20 protein-coding genes are annotated in these 21,077 nt (G+C 66.7%); 10 read left to right on the top strand and 10 right to left on the bottom strand.

Annotated features, from left to right (window positions below):
- Positions 1 to 386: 386 nt before the first annotated feature.
- The 4 genes from BMY19_RS27960 to BMY19_RS27975 all read right to left on the bottom strand — a co-directional run bounded on the left by BMY19_RS27960 (position 387) and on the right by BMY19_RS27975 (position 3,869).
- Positions 387 to 1,238 (bottom strand): fumarylacetoacetate hydrolase family protein, encoded by an 852-nt coding sequence (locus BMY19_RS27960; protein ID WP_091683068.1) that lies wholly within the window; start codon positions 1,236 to 1,238, stop codon positions 387 to 389.
- 14 nt (positions 1,239 to 1,252) lie between these two features.
- Positions 1,253 to 1,909 carry an alpha/beta hydrolase gene (locus BMY19_RS27965; protein WP_056531139.1) on the bottom strand — a complete coding sequence of 219 codons (657 nt, stop codon included), beginning with the start codon at positions 1,907 to 1,909 and terminating at the stop codon, positions 1,253 to 1,255.
- Complete coding sequence (locus BMY19_RS27970) at positions 1,906 to 3,300, bottom strand: MFS transporter (protein WP_244535046.1); 1,395 nt, start codon at positions 3,298 to 3,300, stop codon at positions 1,906 to 1,908. The genes BMY19_RS27965 and BMY19_RS27970 overlap by 4 nt, the downstream gene beginning before the upstream one ends.
- 80 nt (positions 3,301 to 3,380) lie before the next feature.
- Complete coding sequence (locus BMY19_RS27975) at positions 3,381 to 3,869, bottom strand: carboxymuconolactone decarboxylase family protein (RefSeq protein WP_020096256.1); 489 nt, start codon at positions 3,867 to 3,869, stop codon at positions 3,381 to 3,383.
- Positions 3,870 to 4,046: 177 nt separating this feature from the next.
- On the opposite strand from BMY19_RS27975, the gene BMY19_RS27980 reads away from it, so the two are divergent.
- From BMY19_RS27980 to BMY19_RS27995, 5 genes are all read left to right on the top strand, one after another.
- Positions 4,047 to 4,982: a LysR substrate-binding domain-containing protein gene (locus BMY19_RS27980; RefSeq protein ID WP_128083379.1), complete on the top strand. Its 936-nt coding sequence runs from the start codon at positions 4,047 to 4,049 to the stop codon at positions 4,980 to 4,982.
- Between the two features lie 74 nt (positions 4,983 to 5,056).
- The gene (locus tag BMY19_RS27985; protein ID WP_170863066.1) at positions 5,057 to 5,707 is read left to right on the top strand and encodes a polysaccharide deacetylase family protein; all 651 of its coding nucleotides are present in this window, start codon (positions 5,057 to 5,059) and stop codon (positions 5,705 to 5,707) included.
- Between the two features lie 201 nt (positions 5,708 to 5,908).
- On the top strand, positions 5,909 to 6,370 hold the full coding sequence (locus BMY19_RS31705) for an MFS transporter (protein WP_210186935.1): 462 nt from the start codon (positions 5,909 to 5,911) through the stop codon (positions 6,368 to 6,370).
- Positions 6,319 to 7,284 carry an MFS transporter gene (locus tag BMY19_RS27990; RefSeq protein WP_280141649.1) on the top strand — a complete coding sequence of 322 codons (966 nt, stop codon included), beginning with the start codon at positions 6,319 to 6,321 and terminating at the stop codon, positions 7,282 to 7,284. Before BMY19_RS31705 ends, BMY19_RS27990 begins: the two co-directional genes overlap by 52 nt.
- 480 nt (positions 7,285 to 7,764) lie before the next feature.
- Entirely contained in the window at positions 7,765 to 8,280 is a 516-nt protein-coding gene (locus BMY19_RS27995) for an STM3941 family protein (RefSeq protein ID WP_020096260.1), read from the top strand.
- A gap of 15 nt (positions 8,281 to 8,295) precedes the next feature.
- On the opposite strand, the gene BMY19_RS28000 is transcribed toward BMY19_RS27995, so the two are convergent.
- The 3 genes from BMY19_RS28000 to BMY19_RS31710 form a co-directional block, all read right to left on the bottom strand.
- Complete coding sequence (locus tag BMY19_RS28000) at positions 8,296 to 9,531, bottom strand: winged helix-turn-helix domain-containing protein (RefSeq protein ID WP_020096261.1); 1,236 nt, start codon at positions 9,529 to 9,531, stop codon at positions 8,296 to 8,298.
- Positions 9,532 to 9,611: 80 nt separating this feature from the next.
- A complete protein-coding gene (locus BMY19_RS28005; RefSeq protein ID WP_020096262.1) occupies positions 9,612 to 9,875 on the bottom strand; it encodes a hypothetical protein in 264 nt (87 codons plus the stop codon).
- A gap of 173 nt (positions 9,876 to 10,048) precedes the next feature.
- Entirely contained in the window at positions 10,049 to 10,171 is a 123-nt protein-coding gene (locus BMY19_RS31710) for a hypothetical protein (RefSeq protein WP_280141648.1), read from the bottom strand.
- A gap of 494 nt (positions 10,172 to 10,665) precedes the next feature.
- Between BMY19_RS31710 and BMY19_RS28015 the strand changes: the two genes are divergently transcribed.
- Entirely contained in the window at positions 10,666 to 11,160 is a 495-nt protein-coding gene (locus tag BMY19_RS28015; protein ID WP_020096265.1) for a GNAT family N-acetyltransferase, read from the top strand.
- Positions 11,161 to 11,200: 40 nt separating this feature from the next.
- On the opposite strand, the gene ligD is transcribed toward BMY19_RS28015, so the two are convergent.
- Positions 11,201 to 13,711: a DNA ligase D gene (gene ligD, locus BMY19_RS28020; RefSeq protein ID WP_100253659.1), complete on the bottom strand. Its 2,511-nt coding sequence runs from the start codon at positions 13,709 to 13,711 to the stop codon at positions 11,201 to 11,203.
- A 204-nt stretch (positions 13,712 to 13,915) separates the two neighbouring features.
- Between ligD and BMY19_RS28025 the strand changes: the two genes are divergently transcribed.
- Positions 13,916 to 14,824, top strand: coding sequence for a non-homologous end joining protein Ku (locus BMY19_RS28025; protein ID WP_100253660.1), 909 nt, complete (start codon positions 13,916 to 13,918; stop codon positions 14,822 to 14,824).
- A gap of 74 nt (positions 14,825 to 14,898) precedes the next feature.
- Complete coding sequence (locus BMY19_RS28030; RefSeq protein ID WP_100253661.1) at positions 14,899 to 15,087, top strand: hypothetical protein; 189 nt, start codon at positions 14,899 to 14,901, stop codon at positions 15,085 to 15,087.
- 30 nt (positions 15,088 to 15,117) lie between these two features.
- Here the strand turns inward: BMY19_RS28030 and BMY19_RS28035 are convergent, their stop codons facing one another.
- On the bottom strand, positions 15,118 to 16,311 hold the full coding sequence (locus BMY19_RS28035; RefSeq protein ID WP_081636586.1) for a tetratricopeptide repeat protein: 1,194 nt from the start codon (positions 16,309 to 16,311) through the stop codon (positions 15,118 to 15,120).
- 495 nt (positions 16,312 to 16,806) lie between these two features.
- Between BMY19_RS28035 and BMY19_RS28040 the strand changes: the two genes are divergently transcribed.
- A protein-coding gene (locus BMY19_RS28040; protein ID WP_210186936.1) for an IS5 family transposase occupies positions 16,807 to 17,555 on the top strand; the annotation gives its coding sequence in 2 pieces (ribosomal slippage) (positions 16,807 to 17,131 and positions 17,131 to 17,555; 750 coding nt in all).
- A 243-nt stretch (positions 17,556 to 17,798) separates the two neighbouring features.
- Positions 17,799 to 18,980: a serine hydrolase domain-containing protein gene (locus tag BMY19_RS28045; protein WP_100253662.1), complete on the top strand. Its 1,182-nt coding sequence runs from the start codon at positions 17,799 to 17,801 to the stop codon at positions 18,978 to 18,980.
- 57 nt (positions 18,981 to 19,037) lie between these two features.
- Here the strand turns inward: BMY19_RS28045 and BMY19_RS28050 are convergent, their stop codons facing one another.
- Positions 19,038 to 21,002, bottom strand: a complete 1,965-nt coding sequence (locus tag BMY19_RS28050) for an alpha/beta hydrolase domain-containing protein (protein ID WP_100253663.1) — start codon at positions 21,000 to 21,002, stop codon at positions 19,038 to 19,040.
- Positions 21,003 to 21,077: the final 75 nt, after the last annotated feature.

The raw sequence follows: 21,077 nt of genomic DNA on the forward strand, positions 1-21,077 counted from the left end.
GCGACCCGCTACGATCGCCTAGCCTGCAACTATCTCGCAGCCGTCGCGCTAGTTTCCTCTGTCATCGCATGGACCTGAATGACTCCCCTACCTAGGACCTGAATGAGTCCCCTACCTAGATCATGCTGCTATGCCACGCCATCTTCGGCCACTACCTCCCGCGTCACGGCGAATTGGCCAACACAGCCCGTAGTGCTCCGCATTTCACTGCGTTCGTGGTCAGCACGTGCAATGCCGTTGCAAAGTTCTGCACCTGCCGCACATTGAAGCGGACCTACGGGCCTAAGATCGCGATTCTGCGAAATGCATGATCCGAGCAGGCCGCCGGCTCAGCCCGGATTGGATGGCGGGTCGCCCTCCCGACCCTGAGCCGGCCGACAGGCGCCCTAGCCGTGATCGGTCCGCCGGATGCGCTGGCTTTGCTGCCCGAGGCCCTCTATCCCTAGCGAGACCGTGTCGCCCGGCTGCAACCAGACGGGCTTGGGCTTGATCCCCATGCCGACGCCCGGCGGCGTGCCCGTCGCGATGATGTCGCCCGGCAGGAGCGTCATGTACCGACTGCAGTACGCGATGATCTCGCGAACGCCGAAGATCATCGTGCGCGAATTGCCCGTCTGACGGCGGGTTCCATTCACGTCGAGCCACATGTCGAGCTGCTGCGGATCGTGGATCTCGTCCTTTGTCACGAGCCAGGGTCCAATTGGACCGAACGTATCGCATCCCTTGCCCTTGTCCCATTGGCTGGACTGAAGCTGGAAGGCCCGCTCCGAGACGTCGTTCACGACGCAGTATCCGGCAACATGATCGAGGGCGTGCTCCTCGGTGACGTACTGCGCCGTCGATCCGATCACGACGCCGAGTTCCACTTCCCAGTCGAGCTTGGTTGAGTCGCGGGGCTGGATCGTGTCGTCGTTCGGCCCGCAGACGGCGCTCGGAGCCTTGAGGAAGATGATTGGCTCGCTCGGGATGGCCATGCCGGCCTCGGCCGCGTGGTCCGAGTAGTTGAGCCCGATGCAGATGAACTTCGAGAGGCCTGTGAAGGGAACGCCGAGGCGGGGGCTTCCTTCTACCCGGGGCAGCCGCGTCGGATCCGTCTGTGCGATCCTGGCGAGACCGTCGGGCGCGAGTTCGGACGGACCAAGATCACGGCACACCGACGAGAGGTCGCGGAGGACGCCTGCAGCATCGACCAGAGCAGGCCGCTCGGACCCAACCTCACCGTAACGACAGAGCTTCATCGATCATCTCCGGATCAAGGGCGAATCAAGTGGGAGGAAGCCGGTCCAGCGGGTGCCCCTTCGGCGAGAGAGCTGAGCCAGTCGCGGGCGAGGGGCACATCGGCCGGTGTCAGGTCGTGGCCGCAGGGTAGGACATGGTGGGTCGCTTCGGCGCCCAGCTCGGTCAGGCAAAGTGCCAGATCGGCCCCGAGTGCCGGCGGCGCGATCGTATCCGTCTCGCCCGAGACAACGACGGCGCGCTGCCCGACAAGGGCAGCGGCCGCGGTACCAGTCAGCGGTGGAACGGCGCGCAACAGGATCGCGCCCGTCAGAAGAGCAGGATGCAGAAGCATGAGTGCGGCCGCGATGTTGGCTCCGTTCGAGAAGCCGAGGGCAAGCGGGGGCCCGAAACCGTAACGGTCGCGGGCGGCCGCGACGAAGGCCGCCAGCTCATCGGCTCGGCGGACGACCTCGGATGAATCGAAACGACCGTCCGGATGGCGAGCGAAGTGGCGCAGCTTGCCACCTTCCGATACGGCTCCGCGGACGGCCAGCATCGGCGCGCCGGGGGCCGCTGCCTGGGCAAAGGGCACAAGCTCGTCTTCGTCACCTCCGGTGCCGTGCAGCAGGAGGAGCGGCGATCGGCTCCCTTCCGACGCATACCAGCGGTGGGCCAAGCTATCGAGGCTCACCGGCCTGCCTCAGACCCGAAACTGAGCCCGGAGTTGGCGGGGTGGGGCGTGACTCGCGTGAACGGGCGGCGTGTCGCCAGGAGTAGCACCACGATGCCCGTCAGCATCAGGCCCGTCATGAACCACAGGCCGGGCGTCAGGCTCCCCGTCGCGTTCCGGATCCAGCCCAGCAGGAAGGGGCTCACGAAGCCACCCGTGAGGCCAAGGCAGTTGATCAGCGCCAAGCCGCCCGCGGCCGAACGCTCGGGGAGATAGGCCATCGGGATGCCGTAGAAGATCGGCATCGCGCCGAAGAGCGTCGCGGTCGCGACGGAGAGCAGTGCCAGGACGACTGGAAGGTTCGCGCCGGCGAGGGACGCCCCAATCAGCGCGCAGGCACCGACACCGACACAGACGGCGTAGTGCCACCGCCGCTCTTGCCGTCGGTCAGAGCGTCGGGACAGCCACACCATGCCGATGCCGCCGATCGCATAGGGGATTACGGACCATAGGCCAATTGCGGCGGCTCCCTGGACACCGGCGGCCTGCATCATCACGGGCATCCAGAAGGTGATCGCATAGAGCCCGCAGACGAGGGTGAAGTACGCCAGCGCGAGGACGTAGATTCGTGGGTCGCGGAACGCCGCACCGAATGCATGGCCGCCGGCAGCCAAGTTCGCGTCCCGGTCGATCTCTGCCAAAAGGAGCATCTTCTCGGATGATGTCAGCCAGGGAGCATCTTGAGGCTTGTCGACGAGGATCCGGAGCGCGACGAGCCCGAGAAGCACGGCCGGCATGCCCTCCAGAAGGAACATCCACTGCCAGCCCCTGAGGCCGAGGACGCCCTGCATGCCTTCGAGGATGAAGCCTGAGACAGGTGCACCGATCACACCGGCGAGCATGCTGCCGCTCAGAAAAATTGCAGTCATTTCCGCCCGGCGGCGGTTCGGATACCAGAGCGTCAGATAGTACATCACCCCGGGGGCGAGGCCCGCCTCGAACGCTCCCAGGATCAGCCTCAGCGCGTAGAACGAATGGGGCCCGGTGATGAACATCGTTGCCGAGGAGGCGAGCCCCCACAGGATTAGGATGCGCGCCAGCGTTCGCCGGGCGCCGACGCGCTGAAGGACGAAGTTGCTCGGGACTTCGCACAGAAAGTAACTGACGAAAAATAGTCCGGCGGCGAGGCCGTAAACCGCGTCGTTGAAGCCCAGCTCCGCGCGCATGTGCAACTGCGCGTAGCCGATATTCACCCGGTCGAGATAGGCAGCCACGTAGCATGCGAAGAGGAACGGCAGCAGCCGCCACTGCAATTTTCGATAGAGTGCGGCGCTATCCACATCATCCGTCTCGAATGACTTAGCCGGCGGTCGGCCAAGCACGGGCGGATCACCTCCGGGCGTCACGTCCATTTTCATGATCTCCCTATTCGGTTCCGGAACTTCCGTCCGGTTCGAAGGCACGCCGGGCGCAAGTTCTCTCGCGCTCGCCCTCAGAGACGTGAGAACCAGTCCTCAAGTTCGATATTGAGGGGGAGGAGGATGCGAACGACGCAGTTGTACCAAGCCGTCGTCAGGACCAGTTCTAGTCGCTCCTGCTCGTCCAGGAACCCGCACAATTCGGCCCAGAGGCCGTCATCGACACGGCCGGTCCGCGTCACGTCGCGAGCGAAGCGCATGACGGCGCGTTCGGAAGCGGTGAACCGGTCATCCGTCTCGAACTGCGCAAGCTGCTCCAGCTTGGCTTGGGACAGCCCGGCCTTCACCGCCGAGTTCCAGTGATGCGCGACCTCGTAGTCAGCCCGCGTCTCAAGCCCGACCGTCAGGACGGCTAGTTCGCGAAGTTGCCGGTCGAGCAGAGTGCTCTGGCGCAGCGACATCGCCATCGCGAGAACCCCGTCACACAGCGCAGGCGCGTTGGCGACGGCGAGAAAGACGTTCTCGACCGGCTTTCCCCGCAGCGCTTCCAGGCGGTCGAACAATCCCTGGTGATCTGGTCCGACGCTGGCCCGGCTCGCGTTCCCAATCCTCGGCACTTCGAGCTCCCAATCAGGGCGTTTGCGCGGAGTGGCGGACCGTGAAGGTAGAAGCCGTCAGCCCAGCGTCAGCATCGTATAGCGCGCCGGGTTGCATCGATATAATGATATCGATGCATTCAATTGATCGATGCCGTCGATCGAACGGGCAGACCGATGGAACTCCGTCACCTGCGTTACTTCGTGGCTCTGGCTGAGCACCTGAGCTTCACCCGGGCCGCGCGGCAGACGCACATCACCCAATCGACCCTGTCTCACCAGATCCGGCAACTGGAGGATCAGGTCGGGCAACGCCTGTTCGACCGCGTCGGCAAGCGCGTGTTCCTCACTGAAGCCGGGCAGAACCTGCTGCCCCGTGTCCTACGGGCCCTCGGCGAACTGGACGAGGGCCTTCGGGCTCTGTCCCCCCAGGATCAGGTCCTGACCGGTTGGCTTAGGATCGCCGCGACGCACACTTTTAACGTCAATCTCGTCCCCGCCTGCCTGACCGAGTTCCTCACCCGCAATCCTTCGATGCGCGTCGTCGTGGAGGAACTCGCCGCTAGCGTGATCGAGGAGCGGCTCCTGGCCGGTGCCCTCGATCTCGGTATCTCCTACAGGCCGGACCACCAGCAGGATCTCGCCTTCGAACCCCTATATGACGAGCCTCTGGATCTCGTGCTTTCGCCTGAACACCGGTGGGCAGCCCGGAAATGGGTCCGCATGGCGGAACTCCACCATCAGCCGGTCGTGTTGCTCTCACCGGAATTCACCACCCGCAGGCTGCTGGATGACTGCTTCCGGCAATGCGGCGCCGTCCCGCACCTCGTCGCAGAGATGAACACGATCGGTCCCATCCTCGGCCTCGTTCGGCGTATGAACATCGTCGCGATCCTGTCGAGACAGGCCGTCCCAGAGGATGGGACGCTTTTGTCGGTTCCTCTCGAAACTCCCACGCCCATGCGGAGCCCTGGCGTGCTATTGCGCCGGAACGAGGTCCTGCCTCCGCACGTCGCATCCTTCCTGCACACGCTCCGACGAGCCTGCGATAAGACTTCTCATTCGACGCGTCGGTTGTAGCGGGGATGTCGTCGCGGGAGCTCGCCAGTGTGTCCACGACCGCTACGGCGAACGAGCCCGAATTGGAGTCAGATATGGCAGCCAAGCAGGTCACCCTCACCTTCGACAACGGCCCCACACCACATGTGACGGATCAGATCCTGGGGATCCTAGACCGGGCCGGAATCAAGACCACCTTCTTCGTGATCGGGCAGAGGCTCGACGACCACGCTGCAGCCGATCTCATGCGGGCTGCTCATACAGCGGGGCATTGGATCGGAAATCACACCTTTACGCATTCGGTGGCACTCGGGGACCGGACGGACCGGGACTATGCGCTCCGAGAGATCGAGGAGACGCAGCAAAGGATCGGTTCGCTGACGCGACCGGAGAAGCTCTTCCGCCCCTACGGGAACGACGGACTGATCGGCCGGCATCTGTTGAGTCGGGCGGCGCTCGATCACCTCCTCGCCGAACGCTACACGACGATCACCTGGAACAGCGTCCCCGGTGACTGGAAGGACGCGGACGGCTGGGTCGAGACCGCGATGGCCCAGGTGCGGGAGCAGGACTGGAGTGTCGTGGTCATTCATGACATCGAGGCTGGATGCCTCGTCCGGTTGCCTGAGCTGCTTCAACGTCTGACAGATCTTGGAGCGACCTTCGAGCAGGCGATTCCGAGGTCGGTGATTTTGACCGAAGCGGGACGGACTGTGTCGATGTCTCCGGACTTCATGGCTGATTGATCGGCACACCCTCGCAGGGCGTGCGACAGATCTGCCGGCATCATCGATCGATGGCATCGATTGAAACGACGAAAATATATCATCGCAACACTGCAAAATGGCCTGCTATGCTTCGTAGCGAGACTTGGCTCGGTCGGGACGGCGCGAATTATTCGAACAGGATCGCGCCGCGGAAGCCAAGCTCGCGATGGGGGATTTGGAATGGCCGATGCGTCCAAGACGCGCGTTGCTATCGAGCAAGCGTCTGAGAACGAACGAGCCAGGATCTATCGGAAGATCAGCCTCCGGCTGATCCCGATGATTTTCCTATGCTATGTCCTGAACTACATCGACCGTGTAAACGTCAGATTCGCCAAGTTGACGTTCCAGAGTGACATCGGCCTGTCGGACGCGAGTTACGGCTTCGGCGTCGGCATCTTCTACGTCGGGTACATCCTCTTCGAGGTGCCGAGCAATCTTCTCCTTGGCCGCATTGGCGCGCGGAAGACGCTGACACGTATCATGTGTCTGTGGGGCCTCGTGTCCTGCTCGATGGCGTTTGTGACGAGCCCGGCGACCTTCTACCTGGCCAGGATCCACTCGGTGCGGCCGAAGCTGGCTTCTTCCCGGGCATCGTCCTCTACCTCACCTTCTGGTTCCCCCATCGCCTGCGCGGGCGGGTGATGTCGCTGTTCGTCCTCGCCATTGCGGTGTCGGGCATCGTAGGCGGACCAGCCTCCGGTTGGATCATCCAGCACCTCGCTGGCGCGGCCGGCTTCAAGGGCTGGCAATGGCTGTTTCTCGTAGAGGGGGCGCTGCCGGTACTCGTCGGAGTCGGCGCGTTCTTTGTGCTGAGTGACCGACCCGCGGATGCCGCCTGGCTGACGCCACGGGAGAAGGCGATCGTGGCGGCCGATCTCTCATCCGGGACCTTCGAACAGGGACACGCGCCCGCGAGGGCCTTCCTGTCGGCCCTGCGAAATCCGAAGCTGTGGATCGCGACCTTCGGATATTTCTCCATCACCTGGGCGGGGACCGTTCTGAACTTCTGGGCGCCGACGATTATCCAGCGATCGGGCGTAGCCGACGTGTTCAGCGTCGGGCTCTTGTCGGCGATCCCCTATTCTGTGGGTGCCGTCGGCATGCTCCTGCTGTGCCGTAGTTCGGACCGGCGGCTCGAGCGGCGGTGGCATTTCGCCCTATCCGCCTTCCTGGCCGCGACGGCCGCCCTCGCCATCTCCCTCGTCGCGCAGAACGTTGCGGCGGCCATCGCCTGCCTGGCCCTGCTCGCCATCGGCTATCTGTCGGCGACCGCCCTGTTCTGGACCATACCGGTGCGCTTCCTGACCGAAGCCGAAGCCGTGGGAAGTCTCGCCTTCATCAGCAGCATGGGGCAGGTCGGAAGCCTGGCGGCGCCAATCGCGTTCGGATTTTTCACGAGCCTGACGGGCGGTCTCGCCGTCTCGACGGGACTCGTCGCTTTCGTCCTTGCCACCGGCGGAATGGCTATTCTCTCCCTCCGCAACCCGCGTTTGGTTGAAAGACCTCTGTCATCAAAGCCAATAAACACGGGCTGCGACTTCGGCACGCGGTCGTGACATCGCTCCTGTCGCTAGTGTCCAATTCCACAGCGGGCATGCTCTGAAGCGGATCGGCCGCTTACGGCCAGACTACGTCTCGCCGGATCGTCGGGGCGCGTAGGACCGACCGTTTCGCTTCGCGCTCAACCCGGCCATTCGGGGTACACCGCCGTGTTCTCCGAAGCGGACGCTCCGGCAGCGCCACGCGTAAGACGGTGGATCGCGCGCACCTGCTCTCGATTGTCGAGAAGATCCAGGCCAGGAATGCCGCCCCGCTGATCCGCGCTGAGGCCGTCGCGGCGGATGCGTCTTCATTCGGGCCTGCCTGAACAAGGTGGAGAATCAACCCGAACGCGCCCGCGCCGAGGCGTTCTGGGACCGCGTCATGCAGGAAGTCGCCCAACATCGGCTACGGTATCGCCTTCGGGCGCGCGATAGTCGCTCTCCCGAGGAGCGACCTGGCGCAGGTCAGCCCATCGCATTGCGGAGTTCGCCTACGTGGATGTCGTCGAGATCCATCGCTCGCCGTGGCGGACCATCGGCCTCTTCCTGGCCTCCGTCGGTTTCGCGGCCTTCGCCGGCTGGCTGATCTATGCGCACCCGACAATCGGGCGCACGGCCGTGACGCCCGGAAGCTTCGCCGAGTTCGAGGCCTATGCCGGCGTCGCGTTCTTCGGCCTCTGCACGGTGCTGATCTTCCCCAAGCTGTTCCAGTCGAAACCGGTGGTGTCCGTCGGGCCGCGTGGGATCTACGATCGCAGGCTGTCGACCGACTGGATCCCCTGGGAGACGATCCGCAGCGTGACCCCGATGCAAATCCAGCGGCAGCGCATGCTGGTGCTGGAGATCGACCCGACGGCCGACGCGCATCTGTCCTGGACGAAGGGGGCGCGCCGCAGGGCCAAACTGAATCGGGTCTTCGGGCGGTCCGGTTACTGGATGACGGCGGCCGATCTGCGCGGCGGCTTCCCGGCATTGGCCGAGGCGGTGTCCGCGGCCCGGCGCAACGCGTAGCCTGGGGTCCGCCGGCTATTCCATCGCCGCCCGGTCGCTCATCCGAGAACTGACCCGGTGATCGCGGCTCTCCAGCCCGGCTGTCGACGAAATCACGACGTCGGACAGGCCGAGCCACGAGGCCATCAATCGCAACTCCGCGAGTATCCGCTCCATCGTAGCCGCCGGCGCACCCGGCTCTTGATGCGCGCGTAGGACGATCAGCGCCCCGGCCCGTCGATCCGCCTTCAGGTCGACCCTGGCTACCAGCGCGCCGTCCATGAGGAACGGCAGCACGTAGTAGCCGTGCTCGCGCTTGTGGGCGGGCGTGTAGATCTCGAGGCGGTACCGGAATCCGAAGAGGCGCTCCGTCCGTGGCCGGTGCCAGACGAGCGGGTCGAACGGCGACAGGAGGGCCGCGCCGCGGTGACGGCGGCCGGGCCGGGCATCCCTGTGCAGGTACGCCTGCTGCTGCCATCCGCGGACGGTCACGGGAATGAGCACGCCCTCCTCGACGAGCTGCTCGATGGGCAGGCGCGCCTCGGTCGGCGAAAGGCGGTAGTAGTCGCGCAGGTCGTTCGCGGTCGCCACGCCGAGCGCCTCCGCGGATCGCGCGACGAGTTCGCGCCGGGCGTCCACCGGAGCCGGGGTCGGTCGGGCGAGGACGGAGCGGGGCAGCACCCGTTCGGGCAGGTCGTACACGCGCTCGAAGCTGCCCCTCCGATGCGTCGACGCCACGAGTCCCGCCCAAAAGAGCCATTCGAGCGCGTGCTTGGCATCGCTCCAGACCCACATGCCCTTGGACGCCTTCGGGCCCGAGACGTCGGAGGCAGCCAGCGGGCCCTCCTGCCCGATCCGGGCGAGCATGGCGTCCGCCTCCGCGCGCCGCTCGCCCGCGAACGCCTTGAGCTGGTTCCATACGCCGTGGCCCTGGCGGGCGCGGTCCATGCGCCAGCGCAGCAGAGGCTGGAGATCGATCGGCAGGAGGGACGCCTCGTGACCCCAGTACTCGAAGAAGCGCTTCGAGCCTGCGACAGCCAGGGCGTCGAGGGCGCCGCGGTCGTAGGGCCCCAGGCGCGAGAACAGCGGCATGTAGTGGGCGCGGACGAGGACGTTCACGCTGTCGATCTGGAGCAGGCCCAGGCGGCCTATCTGCCGACGCATCCGCGAGACGGCGATCCCGTCCGACAGCGGGCGCATGCCGAGGCCCTGGGCGGTCAGCGCGATGCGGCGCGCTTCGGTAATCGACAGTTCCAGCTTCGATCCAGCCATGGGATGGGCGGGGAGGCGGGCGTCACGATCCTACGGCCGCAGGTGCTGACCTTCGGAGGATACCTTCCACCGTCATCTGCTCAGCGGATCGTGTGGCTGGCGGCCTCGACGGTGGCTGGCCGGGACGGCTTGTTGAACACCGTCTGGCAGCCCGGACTCAGGCGCGCCCTGTTCCGGACCATGCAGGCCGTGATCCGGTCACGGTCCGGGATCTCGCTCAGGCAGAGCTTGAATGCGTCTCCTCGGCACAGGCGCGCCGCCTCGGCATCGTCGGCCCTGGCGGGCGTGCCGACGAAGGGCGTCGATGCGACGACGACGGCGGACAGACAGACGATTGCTTTCATGGTGCCGAGGTGCCCGATCTGGATCCTTCCGAAGGGCGGGCGTCCGATGGGCCAAGTGGCATCTGCGCTCGCCGATCCCACAACAGGATCCGGAACCTCGGGTTCCGCCCGGGGATGCCGCCCCATGCGCCCGGCACAGGCGCACCATTCGTGGGCAGGGCCAGCGGCCCGGTCTACCGGTCGCCGCGGCCGTCGATCCGGTCCTGAAGACCAGTCGCGACATAGACGAAGGCGCCGAGCAGGGCGACGGCCGTGGGCGTCGCAAACAGGAGCCACGTGTAGTCGTGCGGGCTCATCGCAGCTCCTTCGCACCCAGGGGGAGGGGCGTGCCCGCCCATGGATGGACCCGAACGGCGGGAAGCGATAGCCGGCCGGGCCTCAGGCTCGGCTTCCCGGCTACCTCGTGGCGCAGCGCTTCAGGGTGAACGACTCGCCGGCCTTGAAGCCGCGTGCGATCGACGCGATCATCGTGTCGCCGGCGACCGAGAGCGTCCATCGCGCCTTCCTGGCCGAAGGACCGCCGCCGCAGACCTCGTCGAGCTTCCATCCGAAGCTGCCGGCCGTACCGCTCCCAAGAAAAAACGCCCCCGACGTTTCTGACGAGGGCGCGAGGTGCGTTGAGGACGACCCATGCGTCAGGTCACTGGTATAATGCATGCCAGAGCGAGAGGTGCAACTCCCGAGTCCCGGCCACCTAGCTTGCGATCCGCGCTGGGACCACAACGGCTGCCTCGATCCAGTTTGCAGTCGGGATGGCGTACAACGCTCGGCCGACGACACGCGAGAGTGCATGACATCGCTGCTGCAGATCTCATCGACCGACACCAGTCCGATACTGGCCCTCAACAACGCGCACGCGGCCGAGCTCTCCCTGCTCGACGAGGAAGGTCTCTCCGAGCTCGTGGCGGGGAGCTTCCACGTACGCCGGATTGGCCGCAATGACGCTTTCCTTATCGCCCTCGATGAGCGGCATCCGACCTATGCGAGCCCGAACTATCTATGGTTCCGCAGTCGCTACCCGCGCTTCGTGTACGTCGACCGGGTCGTGGTCGCCGGCATTGCCCGCGGCCTCGGCCATGCGCGGCGGCTCTACGAGGATCTCTTCCGGAAGGCCCGCGAGGCCGGTCACGACCTGATCGTGTGCGAAGTCAACTCGATGCCCCCCAACCCGAGCTCGGACGCCTTCCACGCCCGGCTCGGTTTCGAGGAGGTCGGCGCAGCCACCATTCACGGCGGGGCCAAGACCGTCCGCTATCTCGCTCTTCGCCTGCCCGGCCCACGCTGACCTTGCACGAGCCGACGGCAAGTCCATACAGACAGGCCAGTCAGATTCGTCGACGCCCGCGCTTGCCGGCTGCCTCCAGAGGCCGCGCGGCACGCTCGAAGCCGGCCCAGGGATCTTTGCCGAGCGCCGCCATGCGACCGGGCAGGGTGGCGACGTCGAAGCGCGATCCGGAACCGAGGAACGGGAGTTCGTCCCAGCCGACCGGCACCGAGACCGGCGCTCTCGCGCGGGCGCGGGTCGAGAAGGTCGCGACCGCGGTCGCACCACGCTGGTTGCGCAGATAGTCGATATAGATGCGGCCGTCCCTGGACTTCTTGGACACGGTCGCGACGTAGCGGTCGGGCGCGTTCTTGGCCATCTCGGAGGCGAGCCCCTTCGAGAACGCCTTCGCCTCATCCCACCCAGCCTTCGGTTCGACCGGGACGACGACGTGCAGTCCCTTACCTCCGGTCGTCTTGACGAAGGCGCCGAACCCCGAGATCCGCAGACGCTCGCGGACCTCGAGCGCGCCGGCGACGAGGTCGGTCCAGCCCACGCCGTCCCCGGGATCCAGATCGAAGACCAAGCGGTCCGGCCGATCCGGGTCCGCGGCCGTCGCGCCCCAGGGATGGATCTCCAGGACGCTCGCCTGGACCAGGGCGCGCAGGCCATCCGGGTCGCCGATCACGACCGCCTTCCCGGTCCCGCCTTCGAGGACGCGGAGAAGGCGTTCGTCGATCCCGGACCAGCCGTGCTTCTGGTAGAAGCACGAGCCGAGGCCAGCCGGGCACCGGACGAGCGACAGAGGCCGGTCGATCACGTGCGGCAGGATGCGGTCGGCGATCTGGGCATAGTACCCGGCCAAGCCCTCCTTCGTCAGGCCGACGTCCGGCCAGAGCACGCGATCTGGATGCGTGAGCGTCACGGTCGACTCCGCGGTTCTCCGCTTCGGCGCCCGTGAGCGCGCCGGCGCCGCCTTCCGGACGACCTCGTCGGGCGCCACGCCGGTCCGGATGGTCTTGAAAGACGCATGCCGCAGTTGACCGTCGGCGGTCCATCCGCGGAACGTCACCTCGCAGACGAGACGAGGCTCCACCCATCGTGCATTGCGGCGCGCCAGGGGCGGCAGTTCGGCGTCGAACGGCGGCGCTGGGATCCGCAGGGACTCCAGCTTCACCCAGAGCTCGCGCGCGACCGCGTCGCCTAACCCCGTACCCACCCGTCCCACGTGGACGAGGGTGCCATCCTGGTGTGTTCCCAGGATCAACGAGCCGACGGATTTAGGGGCCGTGCCTGAGGGCATGAAGCCCGCGACGACGAAATCCTGGGAGCCGGTGCATTTCACCTTGCGCCAGAGATCGCTTCGTCCGGAGCGGTAGGCCGCGTCGGCCCGCTTGGCGACGATGCCTTCGAGCCCGAGGCGGCAGGCATGGCGGGCCATGGCCGCACCGTCGTCGATGAGATGCTCGCTGAACCGGATCCGGTCGGCGGCCCCCGCATCGTCCAGGCTCTGCAGCAGCAGAGCCTTGCGCTCGGTCAGGGGGAGGGCGCGGATGTCCTTGCCGTCGATGTAGAGCAAGTCGAAGGCGTAGAAGAGCGCCGCGCCCGTGTCGCCGTCAGCGAGGGCCTGCTGAAGCGCCGCGAAGCTCGAGATGCCGCTCGCGTTCTCGACGACGATCTCGCCGTCAATCAGGGCGGAGGGCAGCTTCAGCTTCTGGAGGGCCTTCGCGATCGGCTCGAACTTCGCCGTCCAGTCGAGGCCGGATCGCGTCGACAGCTTCACGGCACCTCCGTCGATGCGCGCCTGCATGCGGTAGCCGTCGTGCTTAATCTCGTACAGCCAGCCCTCTCCGGTCGGCGCCGCGTCGACGAGGGTCGCCAAGGCCGGCTCGACGAAGGGCGGCAGCACGGCCTTGCGGGCGCGCGGGGACCGGGCCGAGGCGGTCTTCGTCACGCGCGTCAAGGCAACTTTCGCACGTGCCGCGTGGTCGGGTCTGATCTCGCCGCCGGCGGCGAGATCGCGGTTGGTCCGGCCCGACAGGACCGACGCATCGTGCTCGCCGAGGATGTCGCCCTCGCGGCGGGCATGCTCGTCCTCGGCCTTCATCAGCAGCCACGGCTGCCTCTTCTCGCCGCCGCGACCCTTCATGCGCACGAGATGCCAACGGCCGCCGAGCCGCTCTCCGTGCAGAACGAACTCGAGGTGGCCCTTCTCGAGACCGGCGGCCGCATCGCCGACCGGTTCCCAGGAGCCGATGTCCCAGACGATCATGGTTCCGCCGCCGTACTGGCCCTTGGGGATCGCCCCTTCCCAGCGCAGGTAGTCGAGGGGGTGGTCCTCGGTGCGGACGGAGAGCCGCTTCTCGGCCGGCGATAGGCTCGGCCCGCGGGTGACGGCCCAGCTCTTGAGCACCCCGTCCATCTCCAGCCGCAGATCGTAGTGCAGGCGTCGGGCGTCGTGCTTCTGGACGACGAATCGCGCCTTGGCGGTCTTCCGGCCACGGCGCCCACGAGGCTCGGGCGAGGACTCGAAGTCCCGCTTCTCGCGGTACGGCTTGAGGAGTTCGGACATGACTTCCGGCAAACCGCGCGGCCGATCGCCGGTTCCGGGATGCCGCTTCGACTGCGGGGGCAGGCAAGATCTCGCAAGTTATCCACAGGGCGAACTGCGCAGGAACGAGTCGAGAGCGACTCTCGTTGAGTCGCCGAATTCGTGGTCGGCATCGCATCGACTCATCGCCGGCGACGAATACTTGTGCGAATTCTGGAGTCTGCGGTGGCATCTCGCGCCAATTGGAAGGGGCACCTGCGACTTTCACTCGTCTCCTGCTCCGTCGGGCTGTATCCGGCGATCAGCTCGTCGCGGGACCTGAAGTGCCACACGATCAACCGTGAGACCGGCAACCGCGTGAAGCAGCTGCTGGTCGACTCGGTGACCGGGGAGAGTGTCGACCGCGATGACCAAGTGAAGGGCTGCGAGGTCGCCAAGGACGACCTCGTCCCCGTCGAGGACGAGGAGCTCAGCGAGATCGCGCTGGAAAGCACGCATACGATCAACATCGAGGCGTTCTGCAAGCGCGAGGAGGTCGACGAGCGCTACCTCGACAAGCCCTACTACCTCGCGGCCGAGGACAAGGTCTCGCGCGAGGCGTTCGCCGTCATCCGGGATGCGATGAGGAAGAAGGGGATGGCGGGCCTGGGCCGGATCGTCATCTACAAGCGGGAGCGCATCGTCCTGATCGAGCCCTACGGCAAAGGCCTGCTGGCGACCCTGCTGCGGTACCAGGACGAGATCCGGTCGCCCACCGCCTACTTCGAGGACATGCCGGACGGCAATCCGACCGACGAGATGCGGTCCCTGGCTGAGGAGCTGATCGCCCGGTCGACGAGGAAGTTCGATCCGTCGAAGTTCGAGGACCGCTACGAGGAAGCGCTGATCGCGCTGGTCAAGGGCAAGGCGAAGAAGCCCGAGAAGGGCAAGGGTCGATCGAAGGTGGCGGCACCGAGCTCCAGCAACGTCGTGAACCTGATGGAGGCCCTCAGGCGCAGCATCGACTCCGAGAAGGGTGGATCCTCCGCTCAGCCGGCCGCTGCCCGGAAGAAGGCGGGTTCGAAGCGGTCGCGGCTAAATTCGAACCGCGGCGCGGGCAAGGCGACGTCCTCGAAGTCGCGGAAGGCCGCGTGATGGCCGCTCGTCCGCTCCGGCCTCCGGCCCTGGCCCGCTCCCGTAGCGCCGCACGGCGGCGACGGGCGTGCCGAATGCTCGAGAGACTCGGCTACGACCCGCTCGGGTTCTCCTCCAACAAGGATGCGGAGGCGTGGCTGGAGGAGGACACGCCGGAAGCCGCGATCGTGGACGATCCCTGCGATAGAGAACTGGAAGGCCTGTTCAGCGTCCTCAAGGCGCGGAACGTCGATCTGATCGCCCTGGATGGCCCGCCGCCGTAGCCTTCCAGGGCGTGAGGCTGGAAACTCCGGTCACGACATGGCGACATGACCGAGCCGGGTCTTGGCGAACTGAGGCTGACCGAAGCGGGCCTTCGGTATCAGGTAGTTGACGAGAGCGGCGACGAGATCACAAGGGACGAGTTCCTTGTGCTTCTCGAGTATGAATTCGGCATAGTTTGCGTTGCCGGACACGCCGCAGGCGAGGCAATATCGAACCACGGCCTCGGTCGAGCGTCCTTGAAGCGATAGATACGTGTCGATATTCTTCACGAACACGGTATCCGCAAACACCGTCCGACCTCTGGCCATGTGATCCCTGTGCCGGGTCGCGTACCGCCAATTCTCATTGGTCAGATGCAGCACCTCGAAATCTTGTCCGCGCATGTAGGCGACGGTCTCGTCGAAGTGCGGCTCCCCCTCGTAGGCCGGCATGAAACGGAGCTCGGCCTGTACGACGGCGGCCCCGGCGATGTGCTGCCGGGCGTCGCGCAGGACCAAGCCGTCTATGCCCTCCAGATCGCTCTTGAAATAGTCGAGACCTGAGACCCCGATTTCATCGAGGGCATCCGACATGCGCTTGGCTTTGACCTTGTGAACCGCTTTGACCCGTGCCAGATCCCGGAGGCCGAACGCCTCGAGGATCTCCTGCTTGTCCTCCAGCAGTGAGGACGCGTAGATGAAGTGCTTCTCGCGGAATTCATAGTCTCCCGCGGTAGGAGCGATGACACAGTTGATAGGCGAGTACCGACCGAACTTCGATCTGTTGGAGCCTACAGACAGAGCGTCGAGCGATATGAAGTGGATCGCGCTAGCGATCTCGGATGGGACGCGCACGATCGCCTCGCCCGAAGATCCGAAATCCGCCATGTTGAGAAAACCGTCGAGGCACGCCGTTATTGTCCGCGCATCCTTCTTGGCGTCATCACTTATCGCTTCGACACGATCGGCGAATTCCTCGACGGAAAAGCTCCGCAGAAGGGCCGAGCACGTGCCGAGGAGGTCGCTGTCGAATGGATTCTCTAGGACTATTGCCGAGATGTAGTTGACCGCGTTCGGCAGGTCGCCTTGTTGGAAGCTGACGACCGAAAGTCCGATCAAGGCTCGAGGGTTTTTGTCTTCTACCTTGAGTATCGCCTCCAGAAGATTTCTGGCTTCTTGGTGCCGTCCCGCTTGGATATCGGCGTTGGCTCGATCGAGAGCTTCATCGACGGACATCTCGGCCATTCTATTGCGCCCACGCTGGAGATTGCAGGTGGCTTATGCAAGCGCGCGAAGGGTCCTTGGCGCAGCCTGGCAAGACACCGCCACAGTGACCTGAGGCATGGTCCGCCACATCTGTCTTAAGGGTTAACGCTTGCCTATGCCGGTTGGCCGCTCGAGCCGCCGGGATGGAACCGGAGGCTCTCGGTCAAGGCCGGGACATCTGCTTATGAGTGACGCGTTTCGCTCCGTTCCTTTCCGATCCGGATCGATTGAAGGCCGTCCGCATCTCTGGTCGGCCTTTTCAGAAGCGATTGTTCTGCTTTCGGCCAGCATCTGCCACCACGACGCGCCCATCTGAACGTCCAAAATGGGTGGCTTCAAGATGGTCCGCTTCGGGGATGCAAACCGGCGGAAGCGGACACCCTGAAACTGCTATCGGGACGCTAGGTGGCGAACCCATAACGGCTGGCACGGTTGAACCGCGGCGTCGTTAGCCTTCTGAGCAGGAGGGCCTTGATGGCGCGGTTTGATCTGACGGATGCGGAGTGGGCGGTGATCGAGCCGCTGTTGCCGACGGACGTGCGCGGCAAAGAGCGCGTGGATGACCGGCGGGTGCTCAACGGGATCTTCTGGCGGCTGCGCACGGGCGCGCCCTGGGCCGACATCCCGGCGCGCTACGGCCCACATACGACCTGCGGCAACCGTTTTCGGCGCTGGCGCAAGCGTGGCATCTGGGATCGGCTTCTGGACGCGGTGTCAAAGGCCTACGACGGAGACCTGCAGATGATCGACGCCACCAGCGTGCGGGTTCACCAGCATGCCGCATGCACCCAAAAAAAGATGGCCGATCCGGTGGCATGGGTCGCTCGCGCGGCGGCCTGACGAGCAAGATCCACGCGCTGGTGGACGCCGAGGGCCGTCCGGTGGCGCTCAAGATCACCGCGGGTCAAGCGCACGATGGGCGCGCGGCGGCCGACATGCTGGGCGGTCTGGGCACGGGCCAGATCCTGCTGGGCGACCGAGCGTACGACAGCGACGCGTTACGCGCCCAGATGGCTGAGCAGGGCGCGTGGGCGAACGTCAGGCCGATGCCCAACCGCAAGAAGGTGTTGGCCTTCAGCCCGTTCCTGTACAAGTACCGCAACTTGGTCGAGCGCTTCTTCAGCAAGATCAAGCACTTCCGCGCCGTCGCCACGCGCTACGACAAGGATCCCGACAACTTCCTCGCCAGCGTCAAGCTCGCAGCCGTGCGGGTCTGGCTGTGAGCTTAATGAGTCCGCGACCTAGAGCGCTCTGCACCGAAGTGGATACCGGTCCGGCGCAAGAGAGCGCGTCGAAACAGAGGCTTAGAGCCGCGCCCGGTCCTTACGTGGCGCGCCATCCTTCGCCGGGCCGGACCGTCGCCCCGGCGCGCGGCGCCCCGAGGACACCGGAGCCGATGCGCGTCGCCGTCCGGCCTTTCGCGGCCGCGGCGATGCGGGCGCGGTGGCGCGCGCTACATCGGTGCCATGCGGACTGCGCCAGTCTTCTCCTCCCGCCACCTCGACCGCCTCGGCGACCGCCTGACGGCCGATGTCGACAGCGGCGCGATCGCCGGGGCCGACATGCTCGTCGGCGGCGCGGACGGGGCGATCTGGCGACGCACCGTCGGCTACCGCGACCGCGTCGCGCGCGCGCGCCTCGGGCCCGACGCGCTCTGGCGCATCTACTCCATGACCAAGGTCGTCGTCTCCGCCGCTACCATGGTGCTCGCCGAGCGCGGCGCCCTGCGCCTCGATCAGCCCGTGGCGGCATTCATTCCCGCCTTCGAGCACCTGTCGGTGCTCGATCCGGACGGCGGCCTCAGGCCCGCCAGGGCCAGGCCGACCGTTCAGGATCTCCTGCGCCACACCGCCGGGATCGCCTACGGCTATCTCGGCGACGGGCCGGCGCGGCGCGCCTACGCGGCCGACGGCCTGCTCGCCGAGGATCTCGACAACGCGGCGTTCGCCGACCGGATCGCCCGCCTGCCGCTGGAGCACGAGCCCGGCACGGTGTGGCACTACTCGCACGCCACCGACGTGCTCGGCCGCGTCCTGGAGATCGCCGGCGGCGCGGATCTGCAGCGGGTCCTCGACGCGACCGTGCTCGAGCCGCTCGGCATGGCCGACACGCTGTTCCAGACATCGGCCGCGATGGGATCACGCGTCGCGCAGCCGCTGCCGCAAGCACCGGGGCAGCGCCCTGTCTTTCACGATCCGGCGCAGCCGCGGCGCGGCCAGAGGGGCAATGGCGGCCTCGTATCGAGCACGGCGGACTGCGCCCGCTTCCTGCGCATGCTTCTCGCCGGCGGCAGTCTCGACGGCGCGCGCGTCCTGGCGCCGGCCAGCGTGCGGCTCATGACCTCGGATCATCTCGGGGCGGCGATCGCGAAGGCCGCCTACTATCCGCCGGGGCCGGGCTACGGCTTCGGGCTGGGCGTGGCGGTCCGCCTCGCGGCGGGCGAGGCGCCGTTCCCCGGCAATGTCGGCGACTGGTTCTGGAGCGGCGTCGGAGGCACATACTTCTGGGTTGACCCTGTAGAGGGGTTCTTCGCGCTCCTGATGATGCAGACCTCCTCGGCCGACCAGCGCCAGCACTACCGCACGCTGACCCGCACCATGGTCTACGCCGCTCTGGAGGACCGTCGACTGTCCGAGACGGCCCCCTGAGGGACAAGGTCCGCCCGACGCATGTCTACGCCGGCGGCGCGACCGAATCCGGAACGGTCATGGCGCGGACTCCTGCCGCGCCGCCTGGACAAGGCGGTCGCCGTCCTCGCGCAGGAGCAGGCGATCCCGAACCAGTGCGTCCACGGACTTGGTCACGGCAGCCAGGTAGGCATCCGGATCCGGGTAGCGCTCCTCCAGCGAGGGCCGCGGATCCCCGTTGGCCTCCCGCTCCGCCCGGGTCCGGGCGAACGGAAGCTGGCTCCCCTCCCGGTCGCAGAGGGCCCCCGCCGGGAAGGGATCGGCGTAGAGATTCCAGCCCGTAAAGGTCGCGCGCGGTGCGGCGACGGCCGGCAGGCGAATGCCTGCCACGTCGTTGCCATCCGCGTCGACGCGGGGCACGAGCGGCCGGTACTGCGGCCCGCTCTCGGGCTTGGGATCGACGTAGGTGCTGAAGCGGGCGATCGTGTTCGGGGCGGTCGGGACCGGCACACCGACGATGAAGGGATAGCCGGCCTCGGCCGGCTCCACCAGCGTGCCGTCTGACAGGCGCGGGATCCGGCTGTCGGGCGGGGGCGTGCCGAGCGTCACCCAGTCCTCGAGTGCGACGAGAAGCGCCCGGAGGGCAGGCGCCGGATTGAGGGTGCTGCGCATGTTGGCGCAGGGGCCTCTGCTCGAGGTCAGTCCGGCGCGCCCGTAGTGGAAGCCGCTCGAGACCAAGTAGACGCGTGTCGTGTCGGGCAAGGCCAGGTCGGTGCGGCCCAGCGGATCCGTCGCCAGCAGCGAGGCACCCTTCTGCCAGTACTCGGTGCCGGTGTTCACCTCGATCAGCAGCGGGTCGAAGCCGTCGTCGCGCAGCAGCGCGCCGCTCCGTCCCGTCACCGGGTCGTGCTGAACCGCCGCGGAGAACGGGAAGGCATTCTCCGGATAGAGATGGTCCTCGTGCTGCGTGTTGGTGCGGGACGGTTGGCCGAAGCGCGCGTTCAGGAAGACGCCGCCGATCCCCGCGATGTGCGACAGCACGCCGTCGAAGACCCGGCGCCCGGCCTCGTCGCGATTGAAGCCCTGGGCGATGAAGTCGCGCAGGTACCGCCCGCTCTGGGAGATGCCGAGCGCGACCGCGTACCGGATCGCTCCGCCCGCCGGGTTGGCGCCACCGGCGGCATCGCCGCGCAGGTAGGCGACCACGTCGCGCGTCGCGGCGAAGCCGATGCCGAGCACCTTCGGCTCGGTGGCGCGGTAGGTGAACTGGTAGATCGAGCCCGGCAGCGGCTTCGTTCCCTTAGGCAGGAGCTCGAGTTGCCGCGGCGTCGCGTAGTGCCACGCCTCCTCCGGAACCGGCCGAGGCGGGTCGGCCTCCCGGCGGCGCACGGTCAGCTGCGTGCCGGCCTTGTCCTGGCTGGCCGCCTTGAAGGTGAGATAGAAGGGCGCCTCCGGCGGCCCGCGCGTCGCGCTCACGAGTTCGTCGCGCACGATCTCCACGATCGGCTTGCCGTTCCTGGAGGCGACCGGCACGTCGATGGCCATGCCGCCCTGCTGGCGCAGCGCGTCCGCCTCCCAGCCCGACCAGACGATCGTGTCGCCGCGACGCAGGACGAGGCCGGTTCCGGCGTCGACGGCGTTGCGCGGATCGTTGACGGCCTGGGCCCCTTGGGCCGGCGCGTCCAGCACCCAGTTGAAGAGGAACTTGCGGCCGCGGTTCAGCACCTCGAACAGCAGCGTACCGCTGCCGCGGGCAGGGTCCTTCGGGCGCAGGATGAACAGGTCGGTCCTGTATTCGACCATGCCGCGCGCGTTGCGCGGCGCCAGCGCGATGTCGACGATGCCGGCATTGGCCGGATCTGCCGGATCGAGCTCGCCGCGGGCGGCACCGACGACCCGCTCGTACGCGCCGGCAGGTCCGAATTCAGCGCCGTCGGCGAACGGCTCGACGGTGACGACCTCGATCTGAGTGATCCGCGCCTGTGCCGGCGTGACGCCGAGCGCGCAGCCGAGCGCGCCGGCAAGAACCCAACCGGTCCGCATGGTCCCCCCTCCCGCGCGGCTCGTTCTCCTGGCCGGCCGTGTCAGCAAACACAGATGGAACGGGCCGTCGAGCGC

This window comes from Methylobacterium sp. UNC300MFChir4.1 (assembly GCF_900110155.1).
Classification (GTDB): Bacteria; Pseudomonadota; Alphaproteobacteria; order Rhizobiales; family Beijerinckiaceae; genus Methylobacterium.

Bases quoted from the DNA above. Each gene is read 5' to 3' on its own strand.
- BMY19_RS27960 (WP_091683068.1), bottom strand. From the start codon at position 1,238: ATGAAGCTCTGTCGTTACGGTGAGGTTGGGTCCGAGCGGCCTGCTCTG.
- BMY19_RS27970 (WP_244535046.1), bottom strand. From the start codon at position 3,300: ATGGACGTGACGCCCGGAGGTGATCCGCCCGTGCTTGGCCGACCGCCG.
- BMY19_RS27985 (WP_170863066.1), top strand. From the start codon at position 5,057: ATGGCAGCCAAGCAGGTCACCCTCACCTTCGACAACGGCCCCACACCA.
- BMY19_RS31705 (WP_210186935.1), top strand. From the start codon at position 5,909: ATGGCCGATGCGTCCAAGACGCGCGTTGCTATCGAGCAAGCGTCTGAG.
- BMY19_RS28000 (WP_020096261.1), bottom strand. From the start codon at position 9,531: ATGGCTGGATCGAAGCTGGAACTGTCGATTACCGAAGCGCGCCGCATC.
- BMY19_RS28005 (WP_020096262.1), bottom strand. From the start codon at position 9,875: ATGAAAGCAATCGTCTGTCTGTCCGCCGTCGTCGTCGCATCGACGCCC.
- BMY19_RS31710 (WP_280141648.1), bottom strand. From the start codon at position 10,171: ATGAGCCCGCACGACTACACGTGGCTCCTGTTTGCGACGCCCACGGCC.
- BMY19_RS28015 (WP_020096265.1), top strand. From the start codon at position 10,666: ATGACATCGCTGCTGCAGATCTCATCGACCGACACCAGTCCGATACTG.
- ligD (WP_100253659.1), bottom strand. From the start codon at position 13,711: ATGTCCGAACTCCTCAAGCCGTACCGCGAGAAGCGGGACTTCGAGTCC.
- BMY19_RS28030 (WP_100253661.1), top strand. From the start codon at position 14,899: ATGCTCGAGAGACTCGGCTACGACCCGCTCGGGTTCTCCTCCAACAAG.
- BMY19_RS28035 (WP_081636586.1), bottom strand. From the start codon at position 16,311: ATGGCCGAGATGTCCGTCGATGAAGCTCTCGATCGAGCCAACGCCGAT.
- BMY19_RS28045 (WP_100253662.1), top strand. From the start codon at position 17,799: ATGCGGACTGCGCCAGTCTTCTCCTCCCGCCACCTCGACCGCCTCGGC.
- BMY19_RS28050 (WP_100253663.1), bottom strand. From the start codon at position 21,002: ATGCGGACCGGTTGGGTTCTTGCCGGCGCGCTCGGCTGCGCGCTCGGC.